Below are 26,661 nucleotides of genomic sequence, written 5' to 3'. Positions count from 1 at the left end.
GTGGGACGATCGAAGTGTGGGAAATCAAGGTGAGAACACCTACGTCATCACCGACGCCGAGGACTCGTACGAGGAGCAGCATCGGCGGCGGGTGCGGCGGTACCTGATGATCATGGCGATCCGGATCCCCGCCCTCGTGATCTCGGCGTGGATCTACTCCGCCACCGGTAACTGGATGATCGCGCTCGCCGTCCTCGCCGGTTCCATCCCGATTCCTTGGATCGCGGTGATCCGGGCGAACGACCGGCCCAAGAAGCGCAAGGGCGAGCCCGACCGGTTCACCCGCCGCAAGCTCGACCGCCTGGCCCTGCAGGGCCACCCCATCACCACCGTCTCGACGCGCGGCGAGTAGGTGCTGCTCTCCCCCGCTCTGGCACCGCTGTGCCGTCGGCTCGGCCCTGCGCTGACCGCCGCCGACTTCTCCGAATCCGCCGTCGCCGGTCGTCTCGGTGACGCCTACGCCTGCCTCTCCCGCGGCGAGCCGGGCCCCGTCGAGGCCGCCGCCGGCGGCGACGGGCCGCTCGATGTCCTGATTCGTCTGTTCCTGGCCGCCGCGCCGGTCCCGCGTCCGCTGGCCGACGGTGCCCTCGCGCCGGTCACCGTCGACGAGGCGATCGCCGCCGGGCTGCTCGAGCCGGACCCGGAGGACGCGTCCCGGGTCCGGGCCGCACTGGGCCTGCGCCCCCTGGACCTGCCGGACGGTCCGCAGTTCTTCCTCTCCGATCTCGACGGCCTGATGCGGCCGCATCCGCAGCACCGCGAGCACGTGCTCGGCGTGGGGCACGCGTCGCAGTCGCTCCTGCGGGCCACGCCGCGCGAACCGGTGGGTTCCGTCCTCGACCTGGGCACCGGCTGCGGCGTGCACGCGTGCGCGGCCACGCGGTTCGCCGACGCGGTGACCGCGACCGACGTCAGCGAGCGCGCCGCGGGCTTCGCCGCCGCCTCGGCCGCGCTCAACGGCGCGGACGTCGAGGTGCTCACGGGCGACTGGTTCGCCCCCGTCGCCGGCCGGCGGTTCGACCTGGTGCTCGCGAATCCGCCGTTCGTCGTGGGCGAGGGCCGGGTGGATCACACCTACCGCGATTCCGGCCTCGACCTGGACGGCGCCTCGGAGCTGGTGGTGCGGGGCGCGCCCGAGCACCTCGCCCCCGGAGGGACTGCGGCACTGCTGGCCTCCTGGGTGCACCGCGAGGACGAGACCTGGCAGGCGCGCGTCGCCTCTTGGCTGCCCGCCGAGGGCATCGCTGCGTGGGTGCTGCAGCGCGACGTCGCCGACCCCGCGTTGTACGTGGGCACCTGGCTGCGCGACGAGGGGCTCGACCCGCGCACGGGCGAGGGACGCGCGAAGTCCGACCGGTGGCTGGCGCACCTCGCGGACGCCGGCGTGAGCGGGATCGGCTTCGGCTTCGTCCTGCTGCGCGCGATCGACGGACCGTCGGAAGTGGTGTGCGAGGAGCTCGCGCACCCGTTCGACGATCCCCTGGGGGACGAAGTGCCCGCGCACTTCGCCCGAATGGCGTGGTTGCGCGACGGCGACCTCGATGCCGCGCGCCCCCTGCTCGGCGACGACGTCGCGCTCGAGCGGGTCTCCATCGGCGGCGACGAGGGCTGGGACGAGGTCGCGGTGCGCGTGACCCGGATGTCGGGGCCGCGCTGGAGCCATGAGATCGACGATGCGGGTGCCCGGCTGCTGGCGGGCTGCCGCGGTGAGCTGCCCACCGAGGACCTGGTCCTGCTACTGGAGGCGGCGACGGGGTCGGACGGACTGGCCGAATCCGCCCGCCGACTGCTCGCGGATCTCCATCGCCACGGATTCGTAACCTTCCTCTAAGCAACTTCTCAGACCGCCTCTGCGTCTTCGCAGGTCAGGGGTTCGAGGCTCGGGAACTCTGCGGCCCCGCCGTCCGTTGAACCTCATGTACCGGCGAACAGGAGGCAGCCACATGGCACACCGCGTCAATACCGCTAGCACCGCAGCCCGCCCCGCTGATCGGGTGCGGCCCCCGCTGACCGAGGCCGATCTCGATGCACAGAGTCCCGCCGCGGATCTGGTGCGGGTGTACCTGAACGGCATCGGCCGCACCGCTCTGCTGACCGCGGAGGACGAGGTCGATCTGGCCAAGCGCATCGAGGCGGGGCTGTACGCACAGCACCTCCTCGCCACGAAGAAGCGGATGGCCGCGTCGAAGAAGCGTGATCTCGCGTTCATCGTGCGCGATGGGCAGGCCGCGCGCCAGCACCTGCTGGAGGCCAACCTGCGCCTCGTGGTCTCGCTGGCCAAGCGCTACACCGGCCGCGGCATGCCGCTGCTGGACCTGATCCAGGAGGGCAACCTCGGACTGATCCGCGCGATGGAGAAGTTCGACTACGCCAAGGGCTTCAAGTTCTCCACGTACGCCACGTGGTGGATCCGTCAGGCGATCACGCGCGGTATGGCGGATCAGTCCCGCACCATCCGCCTGCCCGTCCACCTCGTCGAGCAGGTGAACAAGCTGGCCCGCATCCGGCGCGAGCTGCACCAGCAGCTGGGCCGCGAGGCCACGGACGCCGAGCTCGCGGAGGAGTCGGGCATCCCCGCCGAGAAGATCGCCGATCTGATGGACCACTCGCGTGATCCGGTGAGCCTGGACATGCCCGTCGGTTCCGACGAGGAGGCGCCCCTGGGCGACTTCATCGAGGACGCCGAGGCCGCCTCGGCCGAGTCCGCGGTCATCTCGCGGCTGATGCACAGCGACGTGCGGTCGGTGCTGGCCACCCTCGACGAGCGCGAGCAGCAGGTCATCCGCCTGCGCTACGGCCTCGACGACGGCCAGCCCCGCACCCTCGACCAGATCGGCAAGCTCTTCGGGCTCTCCCGCGAGCGCGTGCGCCAGATCGAGCGCGAGGTCATGAGCAAGCTCCGCAACGGCGAGCGGGCCGACCGCCTGCGCGCGTACGCGAGCTAGGAACCACCCCGAAGGAACCGCGTCGGCTGTTACAGCCGGCGCGGTTCCGCTTGTTGGGTGAGCACGTCGCTGGCGTGCCCGATCCGGATCACCGCCGAGAGCACCGCGGCACCGTCCGTGGTCGCCAGGATCGGCTGGCAGTCGATCGAAACGATCTCGGGCACCTCGTAGGCGAGCGCGGCGATGCGGGTGACCACGTCGGTCAGCGCCGCGCGGTCCACACCCGACTCTCCCGCGAAGCCGTCGAGCAGCGGAGCCGAGCGGGTCGCGGTGACGAGGTCCTCCGCGGCGGCATTGGTCAACGGCAGGAGCCGATAGGCGCGGTCGCCGAGGAGTTCCGGGACGGCGCCGCTGAGGCCGAACGAGAGCAGCGGACCGATCCGGGGGTCGTTCTCGTACCCGACGGCGCAGCCGATGCCCTTGTGCGCCATGCGCTGCACGTGCAGCGTCGACTCCCCGGTGGCGTGCGAGAGCTCGGCGAAGGCGTCCGCCACCGCCTGCGAGCCGGCGAGATCGAGCCGCACCGCCGCGAGGTCGGCGCGCAGCCGCCAGCGCTCCCCCATCGCCTTGACCGCCACGGGGTAGCCCAGTCGGTCGGCGGCGGAGGCCGCCTCCTCCGGGGTGGAGACGACGTCGAAGGCGACGACCCCGACCCCGTAGAGGCCCAGCAGTTCGGCGCTCTGCGCGAAACTCAGCGTGACGGGGCCACTCTCGGCGTCGTCGACGGCCAGCCATTCGCGCACCCGGGTCCGAGCGGTCTCCACGTCGGTGCGATCGGGCCGCGCGGTGTCCGAGACCGGCCGGGCCCGCCACTGCGCGTAGCGCCAGCCGTGAGCCAGGACCCGGGCAGCGCGCTCGGGCTCCGGGTACGAGGGCACCGAGCCCCGTACCCGCGCGCCGTGATCGTCGGTGGCCGCGAGGATCTCGGCGACGCCGTCGAAGGCGAGAAAGGTCGAGACGATGGGCTTGACCTGCTTGCGCGAGGCCTCGAGCAGGACGGCCGCGTGTGCCTCGGGCGGCGCCTCGACCGGCGGGACGAAGACGGCGATGATCGCGTCGACCGCGTCGTCGGCCAGCGCGGCATCGATGGCGGCGCCGAACTCCGCGGGCGTGGCCGCGGCACCGAGGTCCACGGGCTGCGCGACGTCGAGCCCCTCGCGGATACCGGTGTGCGTTGCCAGGACCCCCAGGGCGGTCGAATTGCCGATGACGGCGACGCGCGGCCCCGCCGGCAGCGGCTGGTAGCTGAAGAAGGTCGCGCAGTCGAACAGCTCCGGGATCGAATCGACCTGCACCACACCGGAGTTCTCGAACAATGCCTCGGAACCGCGCTTGCGCCGGTTGGCGTCGACACCGCCGCGATGCACGGCGACGATCGGCTTGCGCCGGGAGAGCCGCTGCGCGATCCGGCCGAACTTGCGGGGGTTACCGAAGCTCTCGAGGTAGAGCAGCACGACCTCGGTGGCGTCGTCGGTGTCCCAGTACTGCAGCACGTCGTTGCCGGAGACGTCGGCCCGGTTGCCCGCCGAGACGAAGGTGGTCAGGCCGACGCCGCGCTTGGCGGCGGTGTCGAGGATCGCGATGCCGAGGGCGCCGGACTGACAGAAGAACCCGACGTTGCCGCGCCGCGGCACCACGGGCGCCAGCGTCGCGTTGATCCGCACCTCACGGTCAGTGTTGACCACACCGAGCGCGTTCGGGCCGATGAGCCGCATCCCGTGCGAGCGAACGGCTTTGAGCAACCGCCGCTCCGATTCCTTGCCCCGCCCGCCGACGTCGGAGAAGCCGGACGAGACGACCAGCAGCGTCCGCACCTCCTTGGCGAGGCAGTCGTCGAGGACCTGGTCCATGTTGTCGGCGGGCACCGCGACCACGGCGAGGTCCACCTGGTCGGGGATGTCGCGCACGGACTCGTAGGCGCGGATACCGGCCACGGACCGACGCTCGGGATGCACCGGGAACACGGGCCCCGCGAAATCGCCGGCGATGATGTTGCGCAGCACGGCGTGCCCGACCTTGCCGGGGGTCGTGGAAGCGCCGATCACCGCGATCGAGGTGGGACGCAGAGCGTTGCTCACGCTGCGTGCCTCGGACGCCAGCTCGCGGGCGTTGCGCACCGCGACGAGCGCCTCGGTGGGGTCGATGCCGAACTCGACGTGCACCACACTGCCGTCGAAGCTGCGGCGCAGCTCGTATCCGGCCGCCTTGAAGACGTTGACCATGTACCGGTTCTCGGCGAGGACCTCGGCCTCGAACCGGTGGAAGCCGTTCTCCGCGGCGGCCCCGGCGAGGTGCTCGAGCAGGATCGGACCGAGCCCTCGGCCCTGGTGCTCGTCGGCGACGACGAAGGCCACCTCCGCCGACGTCGGCTTGCCGGAGTCGGCGAGGCCCTCGTAGAGGCCGACGGCGATGATCTTGCCGCCGAGGATCGCGAGCAGGCAGACCCGCTGCTCGTGGTCGACGGTCGTCATCCGCGCGACGTCGCGCGGCGGCATCACGGGGTACGGCCCGAAGTAGCGCAGGTAGCGGGTGCGCTCGGAGAGTCCCGCGTGGAACTCGACCACGGCGTCGGCGTCGTCGGGCACGACCGGCCGCAGGTGGACCACACCGCCGTCGGAGGCGAGCACGTCGGCGACCCAGTGCACGGGGAACTCGTACGGCCCCGACGAGGCCTGCGGGCTCGGCGCCGGAAACGGGTCCGTGGCGGGCCCCGACGGGTGCAGCGGGGTGTCGTCAGTCACGAGGGTCCTCCGGGTCGAGGCCTGGAGCGGCGAAGTGCGGGAGGCGACGGTCAGTCACGAGGATCCTCCGGGTCGAGGCCGTGGAGTGGAAAGACCGCCGAACGGGCGCGCGCGATGAACCGGTCGGCGGCGGCGTCGAGCGGCGCGCTCGTGGGGTCGTAGGACGAGGGCTCCCAGGGTGTGAACGACGTGTCCCCATCCTCGCCCATGGTCGCGGGCAGTCCGTCGACGGCACCGACCTGGTCGGTCGGCAGGGCGGCGGCGAGGTCCTTCCACTCCTGCGGGATCGGCGTGGCCGGGTCGATGTCCACGCCGACCACCGCGCCGATGAGGTGGGTCCAGGCGCGGGGAACCACGTGCACGAGCTGGTAGCCACCGCCGCCGACCGCGAGCCACCGGCCGTCGCACAGCTCGTCCGCCAGGTCGCGCATCGCGAGGATCGCGGCGCGCTGCCCGTCGACGGTGAGTGCGAGGTCGGTGAGCGGATCGCTCGCGTGCGAGTCGCAGCCGCACTGGCTCACGATGAGCTGGGGCGCGAACTCGCGGACCACCGACGGGACCACGGCGTGGAACGCGCGCAGCCACAGACCGTCGGGGCAGAAGGCGGGCACGGGGATGTTGACGGCGGCGCCGCGGGCCTCGGGCCCGCCGAGCTCGGTCGGGTAGCCGGTGTTGGGCCACAGGTGCTGCGGGTCCTCGTGCATCGAAACGGTGAGCACGCGCGGGTCGTTCCAGAACTGGGCCTGCACCCCGTCGCCGTGATGGGCGTCGACGTCGATGTAGGCGATGCGGTCGAATCCGTTGTCGAGCAGCCAGGAGATGGCGATCGCGGCATCGTTGTAGATGCAGAAACCCGAGGCGTGCGAGCGCATCGCGTGATGCATGCCGCCGGCGATGTTGACCGCCCGCGTGGTGTGACCGGAGGCGATCGCCTTCGCGCCGGTGAGCGTGGAACCGACGAGGCTCGCCGCCGCCTCGTGCATGCGCAGGAAGATCGGATTGTCGTCGTTGCCGAGGCCGTAGCCGGTCAGATCGATGCGCGAGCGGCCGGAGCCCGCGACCCGCACCGCGGCCTGGTAGTCGTCGGTGTGCGCGCGGGCGAGCTCGAGCGGGTCGAAGCCGTCGGGGGCGACGACCTCGGCACCGTCGAGGATCCCCAGCATCCGCGAGAGCTCCATCGTCAGGTGCAGCCGGACGGGGTCCATCGGATGCGAGTGCGAGAAGCGGTAGTCGAGAACCGAGGGGTCCCAGACCACCTGGGAGTCGGGGAACCGTGCCATGGATCACGACCCTAGTCGTTGTCCACCTGGACCGCCTCCAAGTTAGGTAACCTTTAGTACGGGGGACGGTAGCCCGTCTCGGTTAAGCTCGACAGTGACGAGAAGGAGCTGGATACGTGAACGATCTGGTGGACACCACCGAGATGTACCTGCGGACCATCTACGAGCTCGAAGAGGAGGGCGTGGTGCCTCTCCGGGCGCGGATCGCGGAGCGTCTCGAGCAGAGTGGTCCCACCGTCTCGCAGACGGTGCAGCGCATGGAGCGCGACGGCCTGGTGCGGGTCGCCGGCGACCGTCACCTCGAGCTGAGCGAGAAGGGCCGCCAGCTGGCGATCGCGGTGATGCGCAAGCACCGCCTGGCCGAGCGGCTCCTGGTCGACGTCATCGGACTGCAGTGGGAGAACGTGCACGCCGAGGCGTGCCGCTGGGAGCACGTCATGAGCGAGGACGTGGAGCGGCGGCTGCTGGAGGTGCTCGGCAACCCCACCACCTCCCCGTACGGCAACCCCATCCCCGGGCTCGGTGAGCTCGGCGTCGCGATCGGTAACGAGCCCGCGCGCCCGGCCCGCCTGACCGATCTCCCGCAGGGCGGCCCGACCGCCGTGGTGATCAAGCGGCTCGCCGAGCACGTGCAGGCGGACACCGATCTGATAGGCCGTTTCCGCGAGGCCGGCGTGGTGCCGGACGCCCGCGTGTCCGTCACGGTCCAGCGCGGTGCGGTCACCATCTCCGTCGCGGGGCACGAGGATTTCGAGCTGCCGGACGAGATGGCGCACGCGGTGTTCGTGGAGGCGGTGTAGTCGATGCGCCTGGTGGTGACCGGCGGTGCCGGGTACGTCGGCAGCGTGTGCACGCAGGTGCTGCTCGAGCGCGGCCACGAGGTCACGGTGCTCGACGATCTGAGCACCGGCAACCGCGATGCGGTGCCCGCGGGCGCCACGTTCGTCGAGGGTGATGTGGCCCAGGTCGCGCGCCCGCTGCTCGCCGACGGCGATTTCGACGGGGTGTTGCACTTCGCGGCGAAATCCCTGGTGGGCGAGTCGGTGTCGCATCCGCACAACTACTGGCAGGGCAACGTGGTCACCACGCTGACGCTGCTCGATGCGATGCTCGCCGCCGGGGTGCCGCGCCTGGTCTTCTCCTCGACCGCGGCGACGTACGGCGAGCCGGAGTCGGTGCCCATCACGGAGGACGCCCGCACGTCGCCCACCAACACGTACGGCGCGACCAAACTCGCGATCGACGCGGCGATCTCCTCGTACGCGACGGCCTACGGGCTGGCCGCGGTCTCGCTGCGGTACTTCAACGTGGCCGGCAGCTACGGCGGTTTCGGCGAGAATCGCGCGGTCGAGACGCACCTGATTCCCCTGGTGCTGCAGACGGCGCTGGGCCAGCGCGGCGACATCGCCGTGTTCGGCGCCGACTACCCCACCGCCGACGGCACGGCCGTCCGCGACTACGTGCACGTGCGCGATCTGGCGGAGGCGCACCTGCTGGCGCTCGATCACGCGCGGCCCGGCGCGCACGAGATCTTCAATCTCGGCTCCGGCGAGGGATTCTCGGTGCGGCAGGTGATCGACACCTGCCGCGAGGTGACCGGGCGCGACATCCCCGAGGTGGCGGCCGAGCGCCGCGCCGGAGATCCGGCGGTGCTGGTGGCGTCCTCGCAGCGGGCGATCGACGTGCTGGGCTGGCGACCGGAGAAGACCGATCTGCGCGACATCGTCGCCGACGCCTGGGAGTACACCCAGGCGTTGGGTGATCGCGCGCACGCGGCACGCCGCGCCTGATCCTGCTCCACCCGCGCGGCGGCGGCCGGCACACGTCATCCCGCGAGCGGGTAGTCGACATCACGCGGCGGGAGCTCCACACCGAGCCGCCGCGCGATGGCCACGCCGATCTCGGCCGTCGCGCGCAACTCCTGCGGGTGCATGCCCGCGGCCAGCGCCTCGGCCAGCAGCCGGGCCCCGCGATAGCGCCGATCGGCGCCGAGCGCCGCGTCGAGCGCGATCCCGGTGAGCGGTCCGTCCCCGCGGAGGTAGCCGGACGAGGCGACGAGGGTCGCGGCAGCGGCGCGCGGCGTACCCCGCAGCCGCCGAGCGAGTTCCGCGAACAGCAGGCGCGCCTCGTCCGCCATCACGGTCAGCCCGAGGGCCATCGCCGCGTCGCGCACCTGGACGTCGAGGAGCGCGCCGCCGAGCAGCGCCACCTCGGCGTCGGAGAGCCCGCCGGGGCGTTGCCCGGTGACGGCGCCGACGACGGCGGCGAGCAGCTCGCACGGGTCTCCGTCCGCCTCGTAGGCGGCGGCGTCACGGCACCGATCGGCGACGATCCCCGTCCCCTCCTCCGCGAGTTGCGCGGTCAGCTCCGTCCGGGAGCGATGGATGATCCGCCCCTCCATCACCGCCGCGAGCATCACCGGCGAGGACTCCGGGTCCGGGAGCGCCCCACTCTCCCCGTGCCCGCACAGCCACCGCTGGCCGTACGCGATCCGCTCGACGATCAGGACGTCGACGATCTCCAGATCGGGTTCGGCGACGATCGATGAACGCCCCGCGTCCTCCAGCACCTGAATCAGCGCGGGCGTGGCGCGTACCAGGGGGCGGTCGTCGACGACGAGGCAGAACAGGCGGTCCGCTCCCTGCGCGCGCAGCATCCCCACCGCCTCGGTCAGGTGCGCCCGCGCGTCCTTGCGCAGTTCGCCCACGCGCGTCAGGCCGAGATCGGTGCGGGCGGTCGCCCCGATCCGACGGGTCACGTCATCGTGGGCGAGCAGGACCACCGACCGCTCCGGGTAGAAGCCCAGCAGCGCCGGGACGGCGGCGACGAGGTCGCCCACGGAGTCGATCTTCATGGCGGGGTTCGTGTGATGGTTCGTCATGTCCGTCATGCTGGTGCAGCCCGCGGACCGCGATCGCCCGGCGAGGCGGCGTCGTCCCCAGTTTGGTTACGAAACCTTCTCCACGCTGCGCGTCGTGCACAGGATCGGTCGTTACCGGACACCTGCGCTCAGGGCGAACGACGCCCGGGATCGGTGAGCGCTACTGTGAACCGCGTGATCGGCTTACCGCGGTTCTCGGACCGCACGCGCGCCTGGTTCCTCAGCGGCATGTCTGAGCGTGCCGGCACCCACGTCGGCCCGCACGCGACCGACGCCGAGCATCCGCAGCCGTGGTGGAAGGTCATGTGCCTGACCGGCGTCGACTACTTCTCCACCCTCGGATACCAACCGGCGATCGCGTTCATCGCCGCCGGTGTGATCTCCCCCATCGCGACGCTGGTGCTGATCGCGCTCACCCTGTTCGGCGCCCTCCCCGTGTACAAGCGGGTCTCCCGCGAGAGCTTCAACGGCTCGGGCTCACTGGCGATGTTCGAGCGGCTCCTGCCGTGGTGGGGCGGCAAACTGTTCGTGCTGGTGCTCCTCGGCTTCGCCGCCACGGACTTCATCATCACCATCACCCTGTCCTCGTCCGACGCTGCCGAGCACATCGTCGAGAACCCCCTCGTGCCGTCGTTCCTGCACGGCGCGAACATCCCGATCACGCTCGGACTGGTCCTGCTGCTCGGCGTCATCTTCCTCAAGGGGTTCCGCGAGGCGATCGGCACCGCCGTCGTCCTCGTGGCGGTGTACCTCTCGCTCAACGTGGTCGTCATCGGCGTCTCGCTCTTCCACGTCGCGCAGCAGCCGCACAAGGTGATCGACTGGCAGAACCTGCTGTGGGCGGAGCACTCGAATCCGCTCATGGTGATCGCGGTCGCGCTCATCGTCTTCCCGAAGCTCGCGCTGGGCCTGTCCGGCTTCGAGACCGGCGTCGCGGTGATGCCGCAGATCAAGGGCGATCCGAACGACCCACCCGAGTACCCCGCCAAGCGGATCCGCGACACCGGGCGCATGCTGACCACCGCCGCCGTGATCATGAGCGTCCTGCTCGCCACCTCCAGCTTCGCGACCACGGTACTCATCCCGGCTGCGGAGTTCGAGCCGCACGGCGACGCCAACGGTCGCGCGCTCGCGTGGCTCGCGCACGAGTACCTGGGCAACGGTTTCGGCACGGTCTACGACGTCTCGACCGTCGCCATCCTGTGGTTCGCCGGCGCCTCCGCCATGGCCGGCATGCTCAACCTGGTCCCGCGCTACCTGCCCCGGTACGGCATGGCACCGCGCTGGGCCTCCGCCGTGCGGCCGCTCGTCGTGGTCCTCACGGTGATCGCCCTCGTGATCGTGCTCATCTTCGAGGCCGATGTGAACGCGCAGGGCGGTGCCTACGCCACCGGCGTCCTGGTGCTGATGACCTCCGCCGCCGTAGCCGTGACCATCTCGGCCCGTCGCAAGAGGCAGACCGCCGCCACCTGGGGCTTCGGGCTGATCTCGGCGGTCTTCGTCTACACCACCATCGACAACATCATCGAGCGGCCCGACGGCGTGCGGATCGCGGCGCTGTTCATCCTCGCGATCGCGGTGGTGTCGATCGGCTCGCGCGTGCGCCGCTCGTTCGAGCTGCGCGCCTCGTCGATCACCTTCGATGAGAAGGCCCTCGAGTTCATCCGGGACGACGCGGCCGCGCAGCACGCGATCCGCATCGTCTCGCACGAGCCCGACGTGGACACCAAGAAGGAGTACCGCGACAAGGTGCGCGCCGAGCGCAAGTTCGGCCACATCCCCGGCCGCTCGCGGGTGATCCTGCTCGAGGTGTGGCCGCGCGACTCCTCGGACTTCGAGGAGGACCTCGAAGTGCGGGGCATCGAGAAGTTCGGCTACCGCCTGCTCAAGGTGCGCTCGGGCAGCATCGCGAACACGATCGCCGCGGTCCTGCTCTACATCCGGGACGAGACCGGCGTGGTGCCCGAGGTCTACTTCCAGTGGTCCGAGATGAACCCGGTCCTCAACATGGGCAAGTACCTGGTCGAGGGCTCGGGCGAAGTGGCCGCCGTGTGCCACGAGGTGCTCCGCCAGGCCGAGCACGACGCCAAGCGCCGCCCGACGGTGCACGTCTCCTGATCGACGCCGCTCACGGGCGATAGGCGAACGGCAACTCGTGGTGCGACACGGGCAGCGTCTCGACCCGCATCCACGGGTACCGCCGTTCGACGGTCCGCGCCAGGGCCGCGCCGTCGTGGTACCGGCTGCGCAGCGCGAACACCACCGTGACCGCACCGGGTACGGCGCCGAGCCCGTCCAGCGCGGTCGCGGTGGGCCGGCGCGGCGGCCAGTACCTGGGCCGGGCACCGTCGGCGATCACCGCGGCGAGGCGGCCGAACTCCTCGGTGGGAGGCCACTGTCCCCGTGTCTCCCACATCACCTGCGCGCGGCTGCGTGAGCTCGACGGTGCCACCAGCGCGGGCAAGGCACGCAGCAGCGCACTCGGCCGCATGGGAGCGAACACGTCGGTCGGGTCGAGCAGGGTCATCGTGCGCACCCGCTCGGGGTGGACGAGGGCGTGGGCGACCGCGATCTGGGCGCCGTACGAGTGGGCGAGCACATCGGCGGTCGGCGCGTCGACACCGTCGAGGACCTCGTCGAACCAGGCCGGCCAGTCCGCCCGCGAGCCGAACGCACGGCGCTGCGTCCCGCCCGCGTCACCCGGCAGGTCGGGCGCGATCACCCGGAATCGCCGGACCAGGTCGGCCGCCTGTGCGAACCACACCGCCGCCGTACCACCGCCCCCCGGTAGGCAGAGCAGGGGCGGCGCATCGTCGTCGCCCGCGACCAGCACCCGCGTGCGGGCGAGGGCCCCGTCGACGACGAGACGCCGCACCGGCACCCGCCAGTCCCGCAGCACGGTGTCGTAGGCGTCGGCGAACTCGGATCCCATCGAATTCCTCTCGATAATCGAGATATTTGACGATCAAGTTACCTGATATCGTCGCCGCGTGAGCGACAACGAGCACCTCGTGCACGCCCTGCGCGCTGCGGCCCTGCGTTGGGAGCGGGAGATCGCCGCGTTCGGTGCGCGGCACGCGCTGGGAGTGACGGACGTGCGCGCGCTCGTGGCGCTGCTCGATCTCGCGCGGACCGACACCCCGGCGACGCCCGGGGCCCTGGCCGCGGAGCTGCGCTTGAGCTCCGCCGCGTGCACCGCCCTACTCGACCGCCTCTCCGCCGCGGGCCTGATCGAACGGGGGCCCGATCCCGACGACCGCCGCCGGGTCCAGGTGCTCGTGACCGCGCACGCGCGGCGCCTCGGGGAGGACTTCTTCGCCGATCTGATCGGCCCGATCCGCGCCGCGGCGGCTGCGCTCTCCTCCGCGGAGGCCGAGGTCGTCGGCCGTTTCCTCGCGTCCGCCGTGACGCCGTGAGCGGAAACACGCGGCGCGCGGGAATCGACACAGTGCCCGCGAGGTTGTCCCACGTGGAAAACTGGTAGCTCCCCCTCGCGGGGCGGCACGGTGAAGGAGTAGCGCATGGACGAGCAGTCCCACATGTACGAGCTGGAGTTCCCCGGCCCCTCGGTCTCGGACACCGACGGCAACGGTCCCGTCCTCGTGCACGCTCTCGACGGCTACGCCGACGCGGGTCACGCGCTCCGTCTGCTGCGTCAGCACCTCAAGGACAACCTCACCACCGAGCTGGTGGCATCCTTCGACGTGGACGAGCTGATCGACTACCGCTCGCGCCGCCCGTCGATGACCTTCGAGGACGGCTTCACCGGTGTCGACGAGCCGGAGCTCAACCTCTACGCGGTCCGCGACTCCGCCGGAAGGCCGTTCCTGCTGCTCGCCGGCGCCGAGCCCGATCTGCGCTGGAACGGTTTCGTCAGCGCCGTCGCGGGCCTCGCGGAGCGGTTCGGAGTGCGCACCGTCGTCGGCCTGCACGCCATCCCCATGGCCGTGCCGCACACCCGCCCCGTGCCGGTCACCGCGCACGGCAACAACCCCGCCCTGCGCAGCGAGCTGCGGTCCTGGGACGGCGGCACGATGCGCCTGCCCGGCAGCGCCGCCGGCATGCTCGAGCTGCGCCTGGCCGACAAGGGCTACGACACCCTCGGGTTGTCGGTGCACGTGCCCCACTACCTCGCCCAGAACGACTACCCGGAGGCCGTCCTCGGCATGCTGGGCGCGCTCCGGTCCTCCGTCGACCTGCAGGTTCCCGACGGCGAGCTGCCGGTCGAGGCCGCGGAGCTGCGCGAGCAGATCGACGCCCAGGTCTCCTCGAGCGCCGAGATCTCCTCGGTGGTCGAGACGCTCGAGCAGCAGTACGACGAGGCCGTCGCCCAGCCGCGCGAGCTGCTGATCGCCGACGGCGAGACCATCCCGACCGGTGACGACCTGGCCAGCGAGTTCGAGGCCTTCCTCGCGGAGCAGGCCGGCGACGACGGCGAGAACGGCTCCGCGTCGTGACACAGGTCCGTCAGCGCGTCGCGCTGATCCACGGCCACCGCCGGGCCTATCGCATCGGCGGCAGCGGCCCCGCCCTCCTGCTCATTCACGGGATGGCGGACAACTCGGCGACCTTCGAGCCGATCCTCGAGCGGCTCGCCGAGCAGTACACGGTGATCGTGCCGGACCTCCTCGGACACGGCCTCTCCGGACGACCGCGCGCCGACTACTCGCTGCCGGCGTTCACGAACGCCATGCGCGATCTGCTTCTCTACCTCGGGATCGAGCGCGCGACGCTGGTCGGGCACTCCCTGGGCGGCGGCATCGCGGGCCAGTTCACCTACCAGTACCCGGAGATGGTCGAGCGGCTCGTCTTCGTCAACACCGGGGGCGTGACCCGGTCGGTCTCCCCCGTGCTCAGGGCCGTCTCGCTCCCGATGTCGGAGGTCGCCATCCGCTCGCTCGCGCTGCCGGGCGTACTGCCCGTGGCGAGCGCCGCCCTGGGCCTGCTGGGCCGCGTGCCGCTCAAGCTGTTCGTCGACAACGCCGAGTGCGCCCGTGTGCTCGCGGGCCTGCCGCACGCGGGTACGCCCCGCGCGTTCGCGCGCACCCTGCGCGCCGTGGTGGATCCGTTCGGCCAGGTGGTGACGATGCTCGACCGCACCTACGTCGCCGAGTCCGTGCCGGTGCTCGTCGTGTGGGGTTCGGACGACCCGATCATCCCCGTCGAGCACGCGCACCTGCTGCACGCCTCTCTGCCGTCGTCGCGCCTGGAGGTGTTCGACGGTGCCGGGCACTTCCCCTTCCGGAGCGCCCCGGACCGCTTCGTCGCGGTGCTGACCGATTTCATCGACGGCACCGAGCCCGCGCGCCTCAGCCTTGCGGACCTGCAGGCCGCACTGCGCCGCGACTCGGATTTCGACGTCGAGGCCGGGGCCGAAACGCCCGCGTAACGGGCGGCGTCGCCGGCCGTAACCCCGCCCTTCCACACTGACGGACATTCAGTAGTGAGGAGGCCGCGATGAACTCCGAGGTCCTGCCCTTCCGGGCCCGTCCGTACGTGCCCGATCTGTGTTTCGCGACCATTCACGGGCACCGCCGCGCCTATCGCATCGGGGGTACCGGCCCTGCGGTGCTCCTGCTGCACGGCATCGCCGATAACTCCCTGGTGTGGGATTCGGTTCTCGCACCGCTCACGGACCGTTTCACCGTGATCGCACCGGACCTGCTCGGCCACGGCCTCTCCGACCGCCCGCGCGCCGACTACTCGATCGCGGCGTTCGCGAACGGCATGCGCGATCTGCTGTGCTACCTCGGTATCGAGCGCGTCTCGGTCGTCGGCCATTCGCTGGGCGGCGGGGTGGCCGGGCAGTTCGCCTACCAGTTCCCGGACATGGTGGAACGGCTCGCCTTCGTCGCGCCGGGCGGCGTGGATCACGACGTCTCGCCCCTGCTGCGGCTGCTCTCGCTGCCCTTCGCCGAGCAATTGGTCGCCCTCACCGCGTTGCCGGGCGCGAAGCAGGTCCTGGCGACCGCGCTGCTCGCGGCGGCGGCCGTACCCAGCCCGGTGCGCCCCGACGCGGCGCAGCTGCGCCGGGCGCTCGACCGCATGCCCAACACCGCGTCCCCGCACGCGTTCGCCCGGACGCTGCGATCCGTCGTGGACCTGCGCGGGCAGGTCGTGACGATGCGGGACCGCTGCTACCTGACCGCGGAGGTCCCCACCCTCGTCGCGTGGGGCGCCGACGACTCCATCATCCCCGCCTCGCACGCGGAGGTGCTGCGTGCAGCGCTGCCGTCGGCACGGGTGGAGGTCTTCGACGGCGTCGGCCACTTCCCCATGACCGAGGCACCCGATCGCTTCCTCGCTCTGCTCACCGACTTCCTGACGACCACCGCGCCGGCGCGCCTCGAGCGGACCCACCTGCGCGACGGGCTGCGGTCGGCCGCCGGCATCACCGTCGCCGCGCCCGCCCAGGAGCTGGGCTGAACGGCCACGATCGCGGCCCGTAGAGTGAGATGAGTGAACCTCACCGACCTGCTCCCGGCCGATCCGACGGCGGACGCGGTCTTCGAGGCCTTCCTGGAGTGGACGGACGGCCGCGGCATCACGCTGTATCCGGCCCAAGAGGAGGCGTTGATCGCCGCCTGCTCCGGCGCGAACGTCATCGTGGCCACCCCGACGGGTTCCGGTAAGTCACTGGTAGCCATGGGCTCCCAGTTCGCCGCGCTCGCGCAGGGACGCCGGACCTACTACACCGCGCCGATCAAGGCTCTCGTCAGCGAGAAGTTCTTCGCCCTGTGCGAGGTCTTCGGCACCGAGAACGTCGGCATGGTGACGGGCGACGCCGCGGTGAACGCGTCGGCGCCGATCGTGTGCGCCACCGCCGAGATCGTCGCGAACCTCGCGCTGCGCGAGGGCGCCGATTCCGATATTGCCCAGGTGGTGATGGACGAGTTCCACTACTACTCCGAGCCCGACCGCGGCTGGGCGTGGCAGGTCCCGCTCATCGAGCTCCCGCGGGCGCAGTTCGTGCTCATGTCCGCGACGCTGGGCGACACCTCCTTCTTCGAGGAGGACCTCACCCGCCGCACGGGGCGCGAGACCGTCCTCGTCGCCGGTGCGGAACGGCCGGTGCCGCTGCACTTCTCGTACTCGACGATGCCGATCCAGGATCAGATCGTCGAACTCGTCAGCACGCACCAGGCACCCGTGTACGTCGTGCACTTCACCCAGCAGGCCGCCGCGGAACGGGCGCAGGCGCTGATGTCACTGCCGTTGACCTCCAAGGAGCAGAAGGCCGCCATCGCGCAGGCGATCGGCGACTTCCAGTTCACCACCGGGTTCGGCAAGACGCTCTCGCGGCTCATCCGTGCCGGCATCGGCGTCCACCACGCCGGGATGCTCCCCCGCTATCGGCGTCTGGTCGAGAAGCTCGCCCAGGACGGACTGCTCAGGGTCATCTGCGGCACCGACACCCTGGGCGTCGGGATCAACGTGCCCATCCGCACCGTCTACCTGACGGGACTGACCAAGTTCGACGGCAATCGCACGCGCCACCTGCGGGCGCGCGAGTTCCACCAGATCGCGGGCCGCGCCGGGCGGGCGGGATTCGACACCATGGGCACCGTCGTCGTCGCGGCGCCGGAGCACGAGATCGAGAACGCTCGCCGCGAGGCGAAGGCCGGCGGGGATCCGGCCAAGCTCAAGCGGGTCCAGCGCAAGAAGCCGCCCGAGGGCTTCGTCTCCTGGGGGAAGGCCACCTTCGAGAAGCTGGTCGCCGCTGATCCGGAGCCGCTGACCTCCCGCTTCTCGGTGACCAACTCGATGCTGCTCAACGTGATCGCGCGGCCGCAGAACTGCTTCGACTCCATGCGGCACCTGCTCGAGGACAACCACGAGTCGCGGCGCAATCAGTTGCGGCACATCCGCACGGCGATCACGCTGTACCGCGGCCTGGAGTCGGGCGGCGTCGTGGAGAAGCTGGACACCCCGGACGAGTTCGGCCGGCACGTGCGGCTCACCGTCGACCTGCAGCCCGACTTCGCGCTCAACCAGCCCCTCGCGCCGTTCGCGCTGGCGGCACTCGAGCTGCTCGATTCCGAATCCCCCGACTACGCACTCGATGTCATCTCGGTCGTCGAGTCGGTGCTCGACGACCCGCGGCCCGTGCTGCGGGCCCAGCAGAACGCCGCGCGGGGCGCCGCGGTGGCGGAGATGAAGGCGGACGGCATCGACTACGACGAACGCATGGCGCTCCTCGAGGACGTGACGTACCCGAAGCCGTTGGAGGACCTGCTGGTTCCGGCGTTCGCCACCTATGCGGCGGGGCACGCCTGGGTCACGCAGTTCGAGCTCTCGCCGAAGTCGGTGGTGCGCGAGATGATCGAGCGGGCGATGACCTTCAACGATCTCGTCTCGAAGTACCAGCTCGGCCGCTCCGAGGGCGCGGTGCTGCGCTACCTCTCCGACGCGTTCAAGACGTTGCGGCACACCGTCCCCGAGTCTGCGCGCACACCCGAGCTGGACGACTACATCGCCTGGCTGGGCGCCCTGGTGCGGTACGTGGACAGTTCCCTGGTGGACGAGTGGGAGGAGATGACCTCGCCGGATCCGGTGAAGGCGCACGCCTCCGCACCGGAGATCGGACGGTCCACCTCGCTCACCTCCGACGAACGGGCGTTCGCCGTGATGGTGCGCAACGCGATGTTCCGCCGCGTGCAGCTCGTGGCGGACGAGGAGTACGACCTGCTCGACGCGATGGACCCGGGCGTCGACTGGTACGCGGCCTTCGACGACTACTACGAGGAGTACGACGACATCGAGACGGGCCCGGACGCCCGTGGCCCGCAACTGTTCTCGCTCGACACTTCCATGCCGCGGGCCTGGAAGGTGCGGCAGACGATCGCCGACCCCGACGGGGATCACGGTTGGGCGATCACCGCCGTCGTCGACCTCCCGGAATCCGACGAGCGCGGCGACGTCGTTCTCGTCGACGTCGAGGTCGTCTCCGGCTGAATCAGCCCGAGACGTGGCGGTCGAGCGCCTCGAGCGACTGGTCGAGGTACTCGGGCGGGAACGGCGGCATCGGCACCTGATCGCGGAAGGCCTGCGGCGTCTCCGACCAGTCGTACGTGAGTGTCACGTCGGTGCCGTCGCCCGAGGGGGCCAGGTCGTAGCGCCACCACCAGCCGCCGGCCTCCCACCCGCCGCCCTCCGGGGTCTGGCCGGGCAGCCAGCCGATGGTGCGATCCGGCACGAACTCGGTGACCTTGTTCTCCATGACGTACGCGCCGCCGGCGAAGTCGAGGTACATGTTCACCGCGAAGACCTGGCCCGCGTGGTCGATGGGCGCGGTGTCGACCGCGTCGCGGACCCAGTCGGTCGGTTCGGAGTACTGGTGGGTGTTGGGATCGCTCAGTGCCGCGAAGACCCGCTCGGGCGGGGCCGCGAAGCGTCGAGTGCTGGAGAAGCGTTCGGTCATGATGCACCTGCTCTATCGAGACGGACCGGTGCACGGCGGCGCCCGCGCACCATGTTCACAGCGTACACATGGATGCGCGTCCTCGGAACCGAACTCAGGATTCCGGCCGGTCAGCGAGCGGGAGCCGCCTCCACCGTCTCGTTCGTGCCGGTGTCGGAGCCTGATTCCTGCGGTGACGGCGCCTCCTGGACCTCAGTCGGCGGAGTGGCGGGCTCCGGGGACGCCGATTCGTCCACAGACGCCTCCGCCGTCGCGGGCGGCACCGTCTCCGACTCCGTCGCCGGCGTCGTCTCCGCCGAAGTGCGCGTGGTCGTTTCCGTCGCGGTCGGCGCGGCCGACGTGCTCCCCTCCGCCGCGGTCGACGAGTTCGCGGTCGACGACGCGGACACGGCGGCGGTCGGCACCGTGGCGGACGGGCTCGTCGATTCCCGCGTGGATGTCGAGGACGCGGTCGCGCCCGCCTCCCCCGCCGTCGCGCCGTCAGCGTCCGTTCCGTCCCCGGCCTTCGTCGCGCCCTCGTCCGCATCGCGGCCCGCCGGATCGGGACCGGCCGCGACGACGGGCGCGGTCACCGTCGCGACGCCGGGCCGGATGATGTCGGCGACGAACTCCTGGACCGCGGTGACCGCGTCCTCAACGGCGAGCAACACGATCCGCGTGGCGGTCTCGAGGCTGCTCCGCACGAAGTACACCGCCCGCTCGATCGGGCCCGGGTTGAGCGCACGCGGGTCGACGCCGGTCCGGACGACGGAGCCGTCGGCGCGGGTGATCTCGAAGTAGCCGGTCACGGGCTCATGATCCGAGACGGGCTCGGCCCCGGCGACGGGGATCTGCACCCAGCGGACCGTCGCGCCGCCGGTGGTACCGACGTAATCGAGCGTGTCGCGGTAGCCCGCGTACCCCTGGTTCGCAACCAGCTTGTTGGTCACCGCGTCGTAGGTGTACGGCAGCGCTCCGGGGTCGAAGAGGTTGATCCCGCTGCGTGCGACGAGTTGCTGGAACTCCGTGAGCCCCTGGGCGTCGCGCCGCCCCTGCCCCGCGAAGTACTCGGTGTTGAAGTCGCCGCCGTAGATCACCGGCGCACCGTCCGCGGCGAACGTGTCCACGAACCTCCGCAGCTCGGCGGCCTGCAGCATCCGGATCTCGTGCGTGCGCGAGGCCCTGTCGTTGATCGTGTCGTCGGCCTGGGTGTGCATCGCCACCACCCAGAACTGCTGCCCGTCCTTCTCGATGCGCGCCATCACCGCGCCCTTGTTGGCGAACATGTCGGGGGCGAGCGGCGCGTAGTTGGTGTAGACGTACTGCTCGGACTGCGCGATGGGGTACTTGCTCACCACCGCGACACCGCCGTTGACGGACCAGAGGGCATCGCTGCACGCGCCGAAGACACCGGAGCAGCTCTCACCGAGGCGCGGTGTCTGGTAGGTGTAGCCCTGCTCCTTCAGCCCGTCCAGGATCGCCCTGCCCGCAGTGCCGTTGACCTCGCTGAGCAGCAGCACGTCGGCGCCGCTGGCGGCCAGCTGCTCCACCGAGGCACGCACGCGGGCGTCGGAATCGGCCTGGGTTCCCGTGACGAGATTGAGGATGTTCGGCAGCTGGTACATGTTCCAGGCCTGGACCTTGACCTCGACCGGGACCGCCGGCGCGGCGGGTACCACGTCGGCGCGCACACCCGGGACCTGCGCCGGAGTCGATCCTGCGGCCGGTCCCGCGGTCATCGCACCGATCCCCGCTAACGCCATCACCGCGAGCGCGGTCGCCCCGAACCCGTTGTACTTCGCCATCCGTCCGACCTTCTCCTCCGTGCGATTCCACAGGGATTAAACCGGACGGAACGGACCGGTGACGAGCGTTCGGGTGAACGCCGTACGACGCCCCGGTGGCGCGACGTCATTGCCGGCGGGCACGCTCCTCGCGCAGCGACTTCACCCTGCGCTCCTCGCGCAGCACCGTCTGGTACCCGGCGCGTTCGGTGACCAGCCAATCGGGATTCTCGGCGATGAGGGCGTCGATCCGCTCGGTGGTCAGCGCGTCCTCGACGCCGCCGCGGGCGAGGCCCGAGATGGAGACGCCGAGCTTGGCCGCCACGAGGTTCTTCGGATGCGGGCCGTTCTTACGCAGGTCCTTGAGCCACTGCGGCGGATCATCCTGCAGCGCGGCGAGTTCGGCGCGGGTGATGGTCGATTCCTGGAACTCCGCCGGGGTCGCGGGCAGATACACGTCCAGCTTCTTCGCCGCGGTGGCCGGTTTCATGGACTGCGTGTTCTGCCTGCTCATGGGTGCCAGCCTATCGGTAACCTCCAGGAGTGACCTCCTCGCTCCCGCCCGTTCTGCGGCTCGGCTACGTACCCGGCGCCACGCCCGCCAAGTGGGCGCGCATCTGGGATGAGCGGCATCCGGACGTCCGGCTCGAGCTCGTGCCCGTGGCGGCGGCCGATGCGGCCGACGCGGTGCGGGAGGGCGCCGTCGACCTCGCGTTGGTGCGGCTGCCCACCCCCACGACCGGCCTCGCGACCATCACCCTCTACGAGGAGCAGGTGGTGGCGCTCGTGCCGAAGGAGCACCACACCGCGGCCGCGGACGAGCTGACCACGCAGGACCTCGAGGACGAGCCGACGATCGCGCCGCTCGACGACGCCCTGTACTGGGCGGAGGCGCCCGGAACGCCGATCGAGCACCGCCCCGAGAACACCGAGGCGGCCGTCGAGCTCGTCGCGGCGGGGCTGGGCGTGCTCCTCGTGCCGCAGTCGCTCGCCCGGCTGCACCACCGGCGGGACCTGACGTTCCGGCCGATCACCGACGCGCCGCCGTCGCCCGTCGCCCTCGCCGTGCCGGCGGGCGAGCAGTCGGATCGGGTCGCCGACTTCATCGGCATCGTCCGCGGCCGGAAGGCGGGATCCTCGCGCGGGAACTCGGAGCCCGCGCCCAAGCGCACGGCGCGGGAGAAGACCCTCGCCAAGCAGGCGGCGCGGGCCGCCGCCGGCAAGAAGCAGGGCCCTGCGAAGGGCAAGTCCGCCAAGCGGACCCGGCGCTGATTCAGGCGCGGCCGTCGATCCACTCGTCGACGGTGAGGACTTCGGCCTGGCGCGGGAAGACCTTGCGCATGAGCACGCGGTGCACCTCGGGATCGTGGTCGGCGCAGGCATCGAACAGCACCGTCAGGTCGTAGTCGAGGTCTCCGGCGTAGCGCACCGTCGACAGCACGACGCCACTCGTCGAGATCCCCGCGAGCACCAGGTGATCGGCCTGCAGGCCCCGCAGGACGACGTCGAGATCGCTGCCGCTGAACGCGCTGAACCGCCGCTTGATCACGACGGGCTCGCCCGGCAGGGGCGCTACCTCGGGGACGATCGCAGTGAGCGGGGAGACCTCGGTCATCGAGTCGCCGCCCTCCCGGATCACGGCGAATGCCCGGTTCGTGGGCGGGATCTCGGGGTAGTCGGGCCGGAAGGCCACGCGCACGTGAACGACGGGGATGCCGCGGTCGCGCGCGGACGACAGTGCGCGCGCCGCGGAATCCACCGCCGCGGTACCCGCCCGCTCGGCACCGTCGACGATGCCCTTCTGGTAGTCCATGAGAACGAGGACGATGCGCGAGGAGGTCATGGCCCCAGGCTAGCGGTCACCGGATCGCCCCGCGGGCGCGCGCGTCAGGCGGGCACGTGCGCCGCGGACCGGGCGATCTCCGCGAGGCGGGCGAAGCCCTCGTTCTTCGCGCTGGAGGCCCGGTAGGCCAGACCGATCCGGCGCCCCGGCGCGGGCGCGGCGAAACGGGCGATCTGCAGATCGGTACCGCGCAACTCGACGGCCACGGCGGGCTCCGGGAGCAGCGTCACGCCCAGGCCCCCGGAGACGCACTGCACGATCGTGGCCAGCGACGCCGCGCGGGTATCGCCCATCACCCCGACTCCCTGCTCAGCCTGGCGGCACAGGTCGAGCGCCTGATCCCGGAGGCAGTGCCCCTCGTCGAGCAGGAGCAGCGGCAGGCCGGACAGGTCATCGGCGGTGAGATCGTCGCGCCCGGCGAGCGGATGCCCGGGCGGCACCACGAGGACGAACTCCTCGTCGTAGAGCGGGATCTCGGCGATCGAGCCGCTGTGCACCGGCAGGGCGAGGAAGGCCGCGTCGATCCGGCCGGAGCGCAGTGCGTCCAGCAGCCGGGCGGTCTGGTCCTCGACGACGGTGACCGCGAGATCGTCGACCTCGGCGCGCAACTGCGGCAGGAGGCGCGGCAGGCGGTAGGGCGCCACCGTCGGGATCATCCCGAGCCGCAGGGAGCCGCGCAGCTCCCCTGTCAAACCGGCAGCGGAGCTCACCAGCTCGGCGGCGGAGGCGACGATCCCGGAGGCCTGTTCCAGCAGCGCCATACCCGCCTCGGTGATCAGCACCTTGCGGGTGCTGCGCTCGACCAGCTGAACGCCGAGCCCCGCCTCCAGCGACGCCAGCGCCTGCGAGAGCGACGGCTGGCTCACTCCGAGCGACGTGGCGGCGGTCCCGAAGTGGCGGGAACGCGCCACGGCGACGAAGGCACGCAGCTGCGCCAGGGTCGGCTGGTACGGCTGATCGGACATACCTATGAGTCTACTGTCGGCCATCGCCTACGCCTTTGCACCGGCGTGCCGACCGTCTCCGCGAGCAGGTCTAACATCAGTGTTCGCAATCAGAAAGGTGCTTTCGTGAAGAACGTCGCTCTCATCGCGCGCACAGTGGCGCTCACGCTGCTCCTGGCCGGCGCTCTCGCCGCGATCGCGTCGATGACTCCGCGGACGGCGGACGCGGCCGAGTTCGCGGCGGCGCTGGAACACGACGAGGTCGTCGCGGTGCAGCTCACGGACACGGGCGGATCGTCGACTCGGGTGCGCTCCTTCGACGGTTCCTGGGCCACCGGCCCGTTCGAGTGGCGGCGCGGGCCGCTCGCGGACGACGTCAGCGAGCAGGACTTCCGCGATCGTCTGGCGGCGCACGACGTCGAGTTCCAGCGGATCGACCGCGATCAGTGGATCACCTGGCCGTTCCGCATACCGACGTGGTTCGGCCTCGTCGTGGCGACGACCTGGGGGCTCACGTTCGTCGCGATGATCGCGTCGCGGCCGACGTACGGCAACCGATGGGCGTGGTTCTGGCTCTTCACGATCGGACAGATCGGCGCACTGGCGTATCTGCTTCTCGAGCCGGTCCCTCTGCGGCGCGCCCTGGACGATCGGGAGTTCACCGCGCTCACCCCTGCCCGCGACCGGTGGACAGGCCTCCAGGGCTGTCTCGCATCGCCGGTCGCCGCGTTCGCCGCGGCCACGGCCGCCACCGTCCTCGGATGGGCCCTGAGCTTCGTGCTCCCCTGACACGACCTCGCGACGTCTCCGAACGCGACGGTGCCCGGCCCCGGAGGCCGGGGACGGGCACCGTCGAACGCGGGAACCTAGTGGTCGATGGCCTTCTCGACACCGACGCCGGTGAGCGATCGGACCTCCATCTCCACCGCCTTTTCGGCGAGCTCGGGCTCCGACTTGCCGAAGAGCGTGCCCAGGATCGCGAGGCCGAAGCCGATCGGGATCGACACCAGGCCCGGGTTCTCCAGCGGGAACCAGTGGAAGTCGAGCGACTTGAACATCGAGGTCGACTTGCCCGAGACCGCGGGCGAGAACACGATCAGCACGATCGCCGAGATCAGGCCGCCGTACATCGACAGGACGGCGCCGGTGGTGTTGAACCGTCGCCAGAACAGCGAGAACAGGATGGTCGGCAGGTTGGCCGACGCCGCGACGGCGAACGCCAGGGCCACCAGGAACGCGATGTTCTGCCCCATCGCGCCGATGCCGAGGATGATCGACGCGATGCCGATGACGACCACGGTGATCCGCGAGACGCGCACCTGGGACTCCTCGGAGGCCTTGCCGTGCTTGATCACGCCGTTGTAGATGTCGTGCGCAAGGCTGGCCGAAGCCGTGATCGCGAGGCCGGCGACGACCGCGAGGATCGTGGCGAAGGCGACCGCGGAGATGATCGCCATGAGGATCGTGCCGCCGAGCGAGAACGCCAGCAGCGGCGCCGCCGAGTTCACGCCTCCCGGAGCTTTGGCGATGACGTCCGCGCCCACGTAGGCGGCGGCGCCGAAGCCGAGCACGAGGGTGAAGATGTAGAACGCGCCGATCAGGCCGATCGCCCAGGTCACCGAGCGGCGGGCCTCCTTGGCGGTGGGCACGGTGTAGAAGCGCATCAGCACGTGGGGCAGGCCCGCGGTGCCGAGCACCAGGGCCAGCGCCAGCGAGATGAAGTCCAGCTTGGTGGTCTCCGTCTTGCCGTACTTGAGGCCGGGCTCGATGATCTTCTCCCCCGCCGCGCTGCCGTCGATGGCCTTCTGCAGCAGATCCGAGAAGTTTCCCTTCACGGCGGCCAGCACCATCAGGGTCATGAGCAGCGCGCCGCCGACGAGCAGCACCGCCTTGACCATCTGCACGTAGGTGGTGCCCTTCATGCCGCCGACCAGCACGTACACGATCATCAGCACGCCGACGACCGCGACGACGACCGCCTGCCCCGTGCTGCCCTTGATATTGAGCAAAAGGGAGACGAGGCCGCCCGCGCCGGCCATCTGCGCGATCAGGTAGAACAGCGAGACCGTGAGCGTGGCGAGCGCCGCGGCCATCCGCACCGGGCGCTGCTTGAGCCGGAAGCTGAGCACGTCGGCCATGGTGAACTTGCCGACGTTGCGCAGCCTCTCGGCGACGAGGAGCAGCGCGACGAGCCACGCGACCAGGAAGCCGATCGAATACAGGAAGCCGTCGTAGCCCTGTACGGCGATCGCGCCGCAGATGCCGAGGAAGCTGGCTGCCGAGAGGTAGTCACCGGCGATGGCGAAGCCGTTCTGCGGACCGGTGAAGGTGGCGCCGCCCGTGTAGAAGTCGGTCGCCTTCTTGGTCGTGCGGCTGGCCTTGATGACCAGGCCCATCGTGACGCCGATGAACAGGACGAAGACCAGGATGTTCAGCGCCGTCGAGCCGACCTGCTGGCCGACCTCGATCGTCCGGGGTTCCCATGCGAGGAGATCGGTCACTTGCCCGCCTCCCCCGCCTTGAGCTCGCCCTCGATGTGCTCACGCAGCTCGGTGGCCATCGGGTCGATGGTGTTGTTCGCGAACCGGACGTACGCCCAGGTGATGGCGAACGTGGTCACGAACTGGCCGAGTCCCATCACCAGCGCGACGTTGATGTTGCCGAACAGCTTCTGGCTCATGAACTCGTGCGCATAGGTGGCCAGCAGCACGTACAGGACGTACCAGAGCAGGAAGGCCACGGAGATCGGGATCACGAACGACGCCAGCCTGCGGCGGAGTTCGTGGAATTCCTTGCTGTCGTAGGCGCGCTGATAGACCGCCGCCGTATCCTCTTCGTTCACG

24 protein-coding genes are annotated in these 26,661 nt (G+C 70.8%); 13 read left to right on the top strand and 11 right to left on the bottom strand.

The features are described 5' to 3' along the window. Positions 1 to 16: 16 nt before the first annotated feature. From BLQ62_RS10380 to BLQ62_RS10370, 3 genes are all read left to right on the top strand, one after another. On the top strand, positions 17 to 352 hold the full coding sequence (locus tag BLQ62_RS10380) for a DUF3099 domain-containing protein (RefSeq protein ID WP_068535233.1): 336 nt from the start codon (positions 17 to 19) through the stop codon (positions 350 to 352). Beyond that, positions 353 to 1,831, top strand: coding sequence for a DUF7782 domain-containing protein (locus BLQ62_RS10375; protein WP_082756457.1), 1,479 nt, complete (start codon positions 353 to 355; stop codon positions 1,829 to 1,831). It begins immediately after the preceding gene. A 112-nt stretch (positions 1,832 to 1,943) separates the two neighbouring features. After that, complete coding sequence (locus BLQ62_RS10370; protein ID WP_068525066.1) at positions 1,944 to 2,945, top strand: sigma-70 family RNA polymerase sigma factor; 1,002 nt, start codon at positions 1,944 to 1,946, stop codon at positions 2,943 to 2,945. Between the two features lie 29 nt (positions 2,946 to 2,974). Here the strand turns inward: BLQ62_RS10370 and BLQ62_RS10365 are convergent, their stop codons facing one another. Then, positions 2,975 to 5,686, bottom strand: coding sequence for a bifunctional acetate--CoA ligase family protein/GNAT family N-acetyltransferase (locus tag BLQ62_RS10365; RefSeq protein ID WP_068535236.1), 2,712 nt, complete (start codon positions 5,684 to 5,686; stop codon positions 2,975 to 2,977). Between the two features lie 50 nt (positions 5,687 to 5,736). Beyond that, a complete protein-coding gene (locus tag BLQ62_RS10360) occupies positions 5,737 to 6,966 on the bottom strand; it encodes an acetoin utilization protein AcuC (protein ID WP_068565569.1) in 1,230 nt (409 codons plus the stop codon). Between the two features lie 116 nt (positions 6,967 to 7,082). On the opposite strand from BLQ62_RS10360, the gene BLQ62_RS10355 reads away from it, so the two are divergent. Both BLQ62_RS10355 and galE read left to right on the top strand, forming a co-directional pair. After that, the gene (locus tag BLQ62_RS10355; RefSeq protein ID WP_068535241.1) at positions 7,083 to 7,766 is read left to right on the top strand and encodes an iron-dependent transcriptional repressor DtxR; all 684 of its coding nucleotides are present in this window, start codon (positions 7,083 to 7,085) and stop codon (positions 7,764 to 7,766) included. A gap of 3 nt (positions 7,767 to 7,769) precedes the next feature. Next, positions 7,770 to 8,756 carry a UDP-glucose 4-epimerase GalE gene (galE, locus tag BLQ62_RS10350; protein ID WP_068565571.1) on the top strand — a complete coding sequence of 329 codons (987 nt, stop codon included), beginning with the start codon at positions 7,770 to 7,772 and terminating at the stop codon, positions 8,754 to 8,756. 35 nt (positions 8,757 to 8,791) lie between these two features. Here galE and BLQ62_RS10345 read toward each other — a convergent pair whose 3' ends face one another. Continuing rightward, entirely contained in the window at positions 8,792 to 9,847 is a 1,056-nt protein-coding gene (locus tag BLQ62_RS10345) for a DUF4192 domain-containing protein (protein ID WP_068565572.1), read from the bottom strand. 228 nt (positions 9,848 to 10,075) lie between these two features. On the opposite strand from BLQ62_RS10345, the gene BLQ62_RS10340 reads away from it, so the two are divergent. After that, on the top strand, positions 10,076 to 11,965 hold the full coding sequence (locus BLQ62_RS10340) for an APC family permease (protein ID WP_231857628.1): 1,890 nt from the start codon (positions 10,076 to 10,078) through the stop codon (positions 11,963 to 11,965). A 10-nt stretch (positions 11,966 to 11,975) separates the two neighbouring features. On the opposite strand, the gene BLQ62_RS10335 is transcribed toward BLQ62_RS10340, so the two are convergent. Next, positions 11,976 to 12,779: an alpha/beta fold hydrolase gene (locus BLQ62_RS10335; protein WP_068565575.1), complete on the bottom strand. Its 804-nt coding sequence runs from the start codon at positions 12,777 to 12,779 to the stop codon at positions 11,976 to 11,978. 58 nt (positions 12,780 to 12,837) lie between these two features. Here BLQ62_RS10335 and BLQ62_RS10330 point away from each other — a divergent pair, with 58 nt between their 5' ends. The 5 genes from BLQ62_RS10330 (at position 12,838) to BLQ62_RS10310 (ending at position 18,802) form a co-directional block, all read left to right on the top strand. Further along, the gene (locus BLQ62_RS10330) at positions 12,838 to 13,263 is read left to right on the top strand and encodes a MarR family winged helix-turn-helix transcriptional regulator (protein ID WP_068565577.1); all 426 of its coding nucleotides are present in this window, start codon (positions 12,838 to 12,840) and stop codon (positions 13,261 to 13,263) included. A gap of 105 nt (positions 13,264 to 13,368) precedes the next feature. Then, complete coding sequence (locus tag BLQ62_RS10325; protein WP_068565579.1) at positions 13,369 to 14,304, top strand: proteasome assembly chaperone family protein; 936 nt, start codon at positions 13,369 to 13,371, stop codon at positions 14,302 to 14,304. After that, positions 14,301 to 15,236 (top strand): alpha/beta fold hydrolase, encoded by a 936-nt coding sequence (locus tag BLQ62_RS10320; RefSeq protein WP_068565581.1) that lies wholly within the window; start codon positions 14,301 to 14,303, stop codon positions 15,234 to 15,236. The genes BLQ62_RS10325 and BLQ62_RS10320 overlap by 4 nt, the downstream gene beginning before the upstream one ends. A 68-nt stretch (positions 15,237 to 15,304) precedes the next feature. Next, positions 15,305 to 16,273: an alpha/beta fold hydrolase gene (locus BLQ62_RS10315; RefSeq protein WP_068535266.1), complete on the top strand. Its 969-nt coding sequence runs from the start codon at positions 15,305 to 15,307 to the stop codon at positions 16,271 to 16,273. 33 nt (positions 16,274 to 16,306) lie between these two features. Beyond that, a complete protein-coding gene (locus BLQ62_RS10310) occupies positions 16,307 to 18,802 on the top strand; it encodes a DEAD/DEAH box helicase (RefSeq protein ID WP_068565583.1) in 2,496 nt (831 codons plus the stop codon). A gap of 1 nt (position 18,803) precedes the next feature. Here BLQ62_RS10310 and BLQ62_RS10305 read toward each other — a convergent pair whose 3' ends face one another. From BLQ62_RS10305 to BLQ62_RS10295, 3 genes are all read right to left on the bottom strand, one after another. After that, positions 18,804 to 19,268: an SRPBCC family protein gene (locus BLQ62_RS10305; RefSeq protein ID WP_068565585.1), complete on the bottom strand. Its 465-nt coding sequence runs from the start codon at positions 19,266 to 19,268 to the stop codon at positions 18,804 to 18,806. 110 nt (positions 19,269 to 19,378) lie between these two features. Beyond that, the gene (locus BLQ62_RS10300) at positions 19,379 to 21,052 is read right to left on the bottom strand and encodes a sphingomyelin phosphodiesterase (protein WP_068565587.1); all 1,674 of its coding nucleotides are present in this window, start codon (positions 21,050 to 21,052) and stop codon (positions 19,379 to 19,381) included. A gap of 106 nt (positions 21,053 to 21,158) precedes the next feature. Further along, positions 21,159 to 21,545, bottom strand: coding sequence for a DUF5997 family protein (locus tag BLQ62_RS10295; RefSeq protein WP_068565590.1), 387 nt, complete (start codon positions 21,543 to 21,545; stop codon positions 21,159 to 21,161). 29 nt (positions 21,546 to 21,574) lie between these two features. Between BLQ62_RS10295 and BLQ62_RS10290 the strand changes: the two genes are divergently transcribed. Next, positions 21,575 to 22,303, top strand: coding sequence for a LysR family transcriptional regulator substrate-binding protein (locus BLQ62_RS10290; RefSeq protein ID WP_068565592.1), 729 nt, complete (start codon positions 21,575 to 21,577; stop codon positions 22,301 to 22,303). A 1-nt stretch (position 22,304) separates the two neighbouring features. Here BLQ62_RS10290 and BLQ62_RS10285 read toward each other — a convergent pair whose 3' ends face one another. Together BLQ62_RS10285 and BLQ62_RS10280 are read right to left on the bottom strand one after the other, a co-directional pair. Next, positions 22,305 to 22,874 (bottom strand): cysteine hydrolase family protein, encoded by a 570-nt coding sequence (locus tag BLQ62_RS10285; protein ID WP_068565594.1) that lies wholly within the window; start codon positions 22,872 to 22,874, stop codon positions 22,305 to 22,307. A 44-nt stretch (positions 22,875 to 22,918) separates the two neighbouring features. After that, positions 22,919 to 23,839 carry a hydrogen peroxide-inducible genes activator gene (locus BLQ62_RS10280; protein ID WP_068565596.1) on the bottom strand — a complete coding sequence of 307 codons (921 nt, stop codon included), beginning with the start codon at positions 23,837 to 23,839 and terminating at the stop codon, positions 22,919 to 22,921. Positions 23,840 to 23,944: 105 nt separating this feature from the next. Here BLQ62_RS10280 and BLQ62_RS10275 point away from each other — a divergent pair, with 105 nt between their 5' ends. Further along, positions 23,945 to 24,607, top strand: coding sequence for a hypothetical protein (locus tag BLQ62_RS10275; protein ID WP_068565598.1), 663 nt, complete (start codon positions 23,945 to 23,947; stop codon positions 24,605 to 24,607). Between the two features lie 77 nt (positions 24,608 to 24,684). Here BLQ62_RS10275 and BLQ62_RS10270 read toward each other — a convergent pair whose 3' ends face one another. Beyond that, on the bottom strand, positions 24,685 to 26,319 hold the full coding sequence (locus BLQ62_RS10270; RefSeq protein ID WP_068565600.1) for a solute symporter family protein: 1,635 nt from the start codon (positions 26,317 to 26,319) through the stop codon (positions 24,685 to 24,687). Next, positions 26,316 to 26,660 (bottom strand): DUF485 domain-containing protein, encoded by a 345-nt coding sequence (locus tag BLQ62_RS10265; RefSeq protein ID WP_068535295.1) that lies wholly within the window; start codon positions 26,658 to 26,660, stop codon positions 26,316 to 26,318. Before BLQ62_RS10265 ends, BLQ62_RS10270 begins: the two co-directional genes overlap by 4 nt. Position 26,661 lies beyond the last annotated feature (1 nt).

This window comes from Tsukamurella pulmonis, from assembly GCF_900103175.1.
GTDB lineage: Bacteria > Actinomycetota > Actinomycetes > Mycobacteriales > Mycobacteriaceae > Tsukamurella > Tsukamurella pulmonis.
The sequence above is the reverse complement of the archived record's forward strand: the minus strand, read 5'-3'. Positions and strand labels throughout refer to the sequence as shown.

What these genes read in the sequence shown, in the direction of transcription:
- BLQ62_RS10345 (WP_068565572.1), bottom strand. Translation starts at nt 9,847, where the DNA reads ATGACGAACCATCACACGAACCCCGCCATGAAGATCGACTCCGTGGGC.
- BLQ62_RS10300 (WP_068565587.1), bottom strand. Translation starts at nt 21,052, where the DNA reads ATGGCGAAGTACAACGGGTTCGGGGCGACCGCGCTCGCGGTGATGGCG.
- galE (WP_068565571.1), top strand. Translation starts at nt 7,770, where the DNA reads ATGCGCCTGGTGGTGACCGGCGGTGCCGGGTACGTCGGCAGCGTGTGC.
- BLQ62_RS10315 (WP_068535266.1), top strand. Translation starts at nt 15,305, where the DNA reads ATGAACTCCGAGGTCCTGCCCTTCCGGGCCCGTCCGTACGTGCCCGAT.
- BLQ62_RS10335 (WP_068565575.1), bottom strand. Translation starts at nt 12,779, where the DNA reads ATGGGATCCGAGTTCGCCGACGCCTACGACACCGTGCTGCGGGACTGG.
- BLQ62_RS10305 (WP_068565585.1), bottom strand. Translation starts at nt 19,268, where the DNA reads ATGACCGAACGCTTCTCCAGCACTCGACGCTTCGCGGCCCCGCCCGAG.
- BLQ62_RS10325 (WP_068565579.1), top strand. Translation starts at nt 13,369, where the DNA reads ATGGACGAGCAGTCCCACATGTACGAGCTGGAGTTCCCCGGCCCCTCG.
- BLQ62_RS10360 (WP_068565569.1), bottom strand. Translation starts at nt 6,966, where the DNA reads ATGGCACGGTTCCCCGACTCCCAGGTGGTCTGGGACCCCTCGGTTCTC.
- BLQ62_RS10370 (WP_068525066.1), top strand. Translation starts at nt 1,944, where the DNA reads ATGGCACACCGCGTCAATACCGCTAGCACCGCAGCCCGCCCCGCTGAT.
- BLQ62_RS10280 (WP_068565596.1), bottom strand. Translation starts at nt 23,839, where the DNA reads ATGTCCGATCAGCCGTACCAGCCGACCCTGGCGCAGCTGCGTGCCTTC.
- BLQ62_RS10285 (WP_068565594.1), bottom strand. Translation starts at nt 22,874, where the DNA reads ATGACCTCCTCGCGCATCGTCCTCGTTCTCATGGACTACCAGAAGGGC.
- BLQ62_RS10340 (WP_231857628.1), top strand. Translation starts at nt 10,076, where the DNA reads ATGTCTGAGCGTGCCGGCACCCACGTCGGCCCGCACGCGACCGACGCC.
- BLQ62_RS10295 (WP_068565590.1), bottom strand. Translation starts at nt 21,545, where the DNA reads ATGAGCAGGCAGAACACGCAGTCCATGAAACCGGCCACCGCGGCGAAG.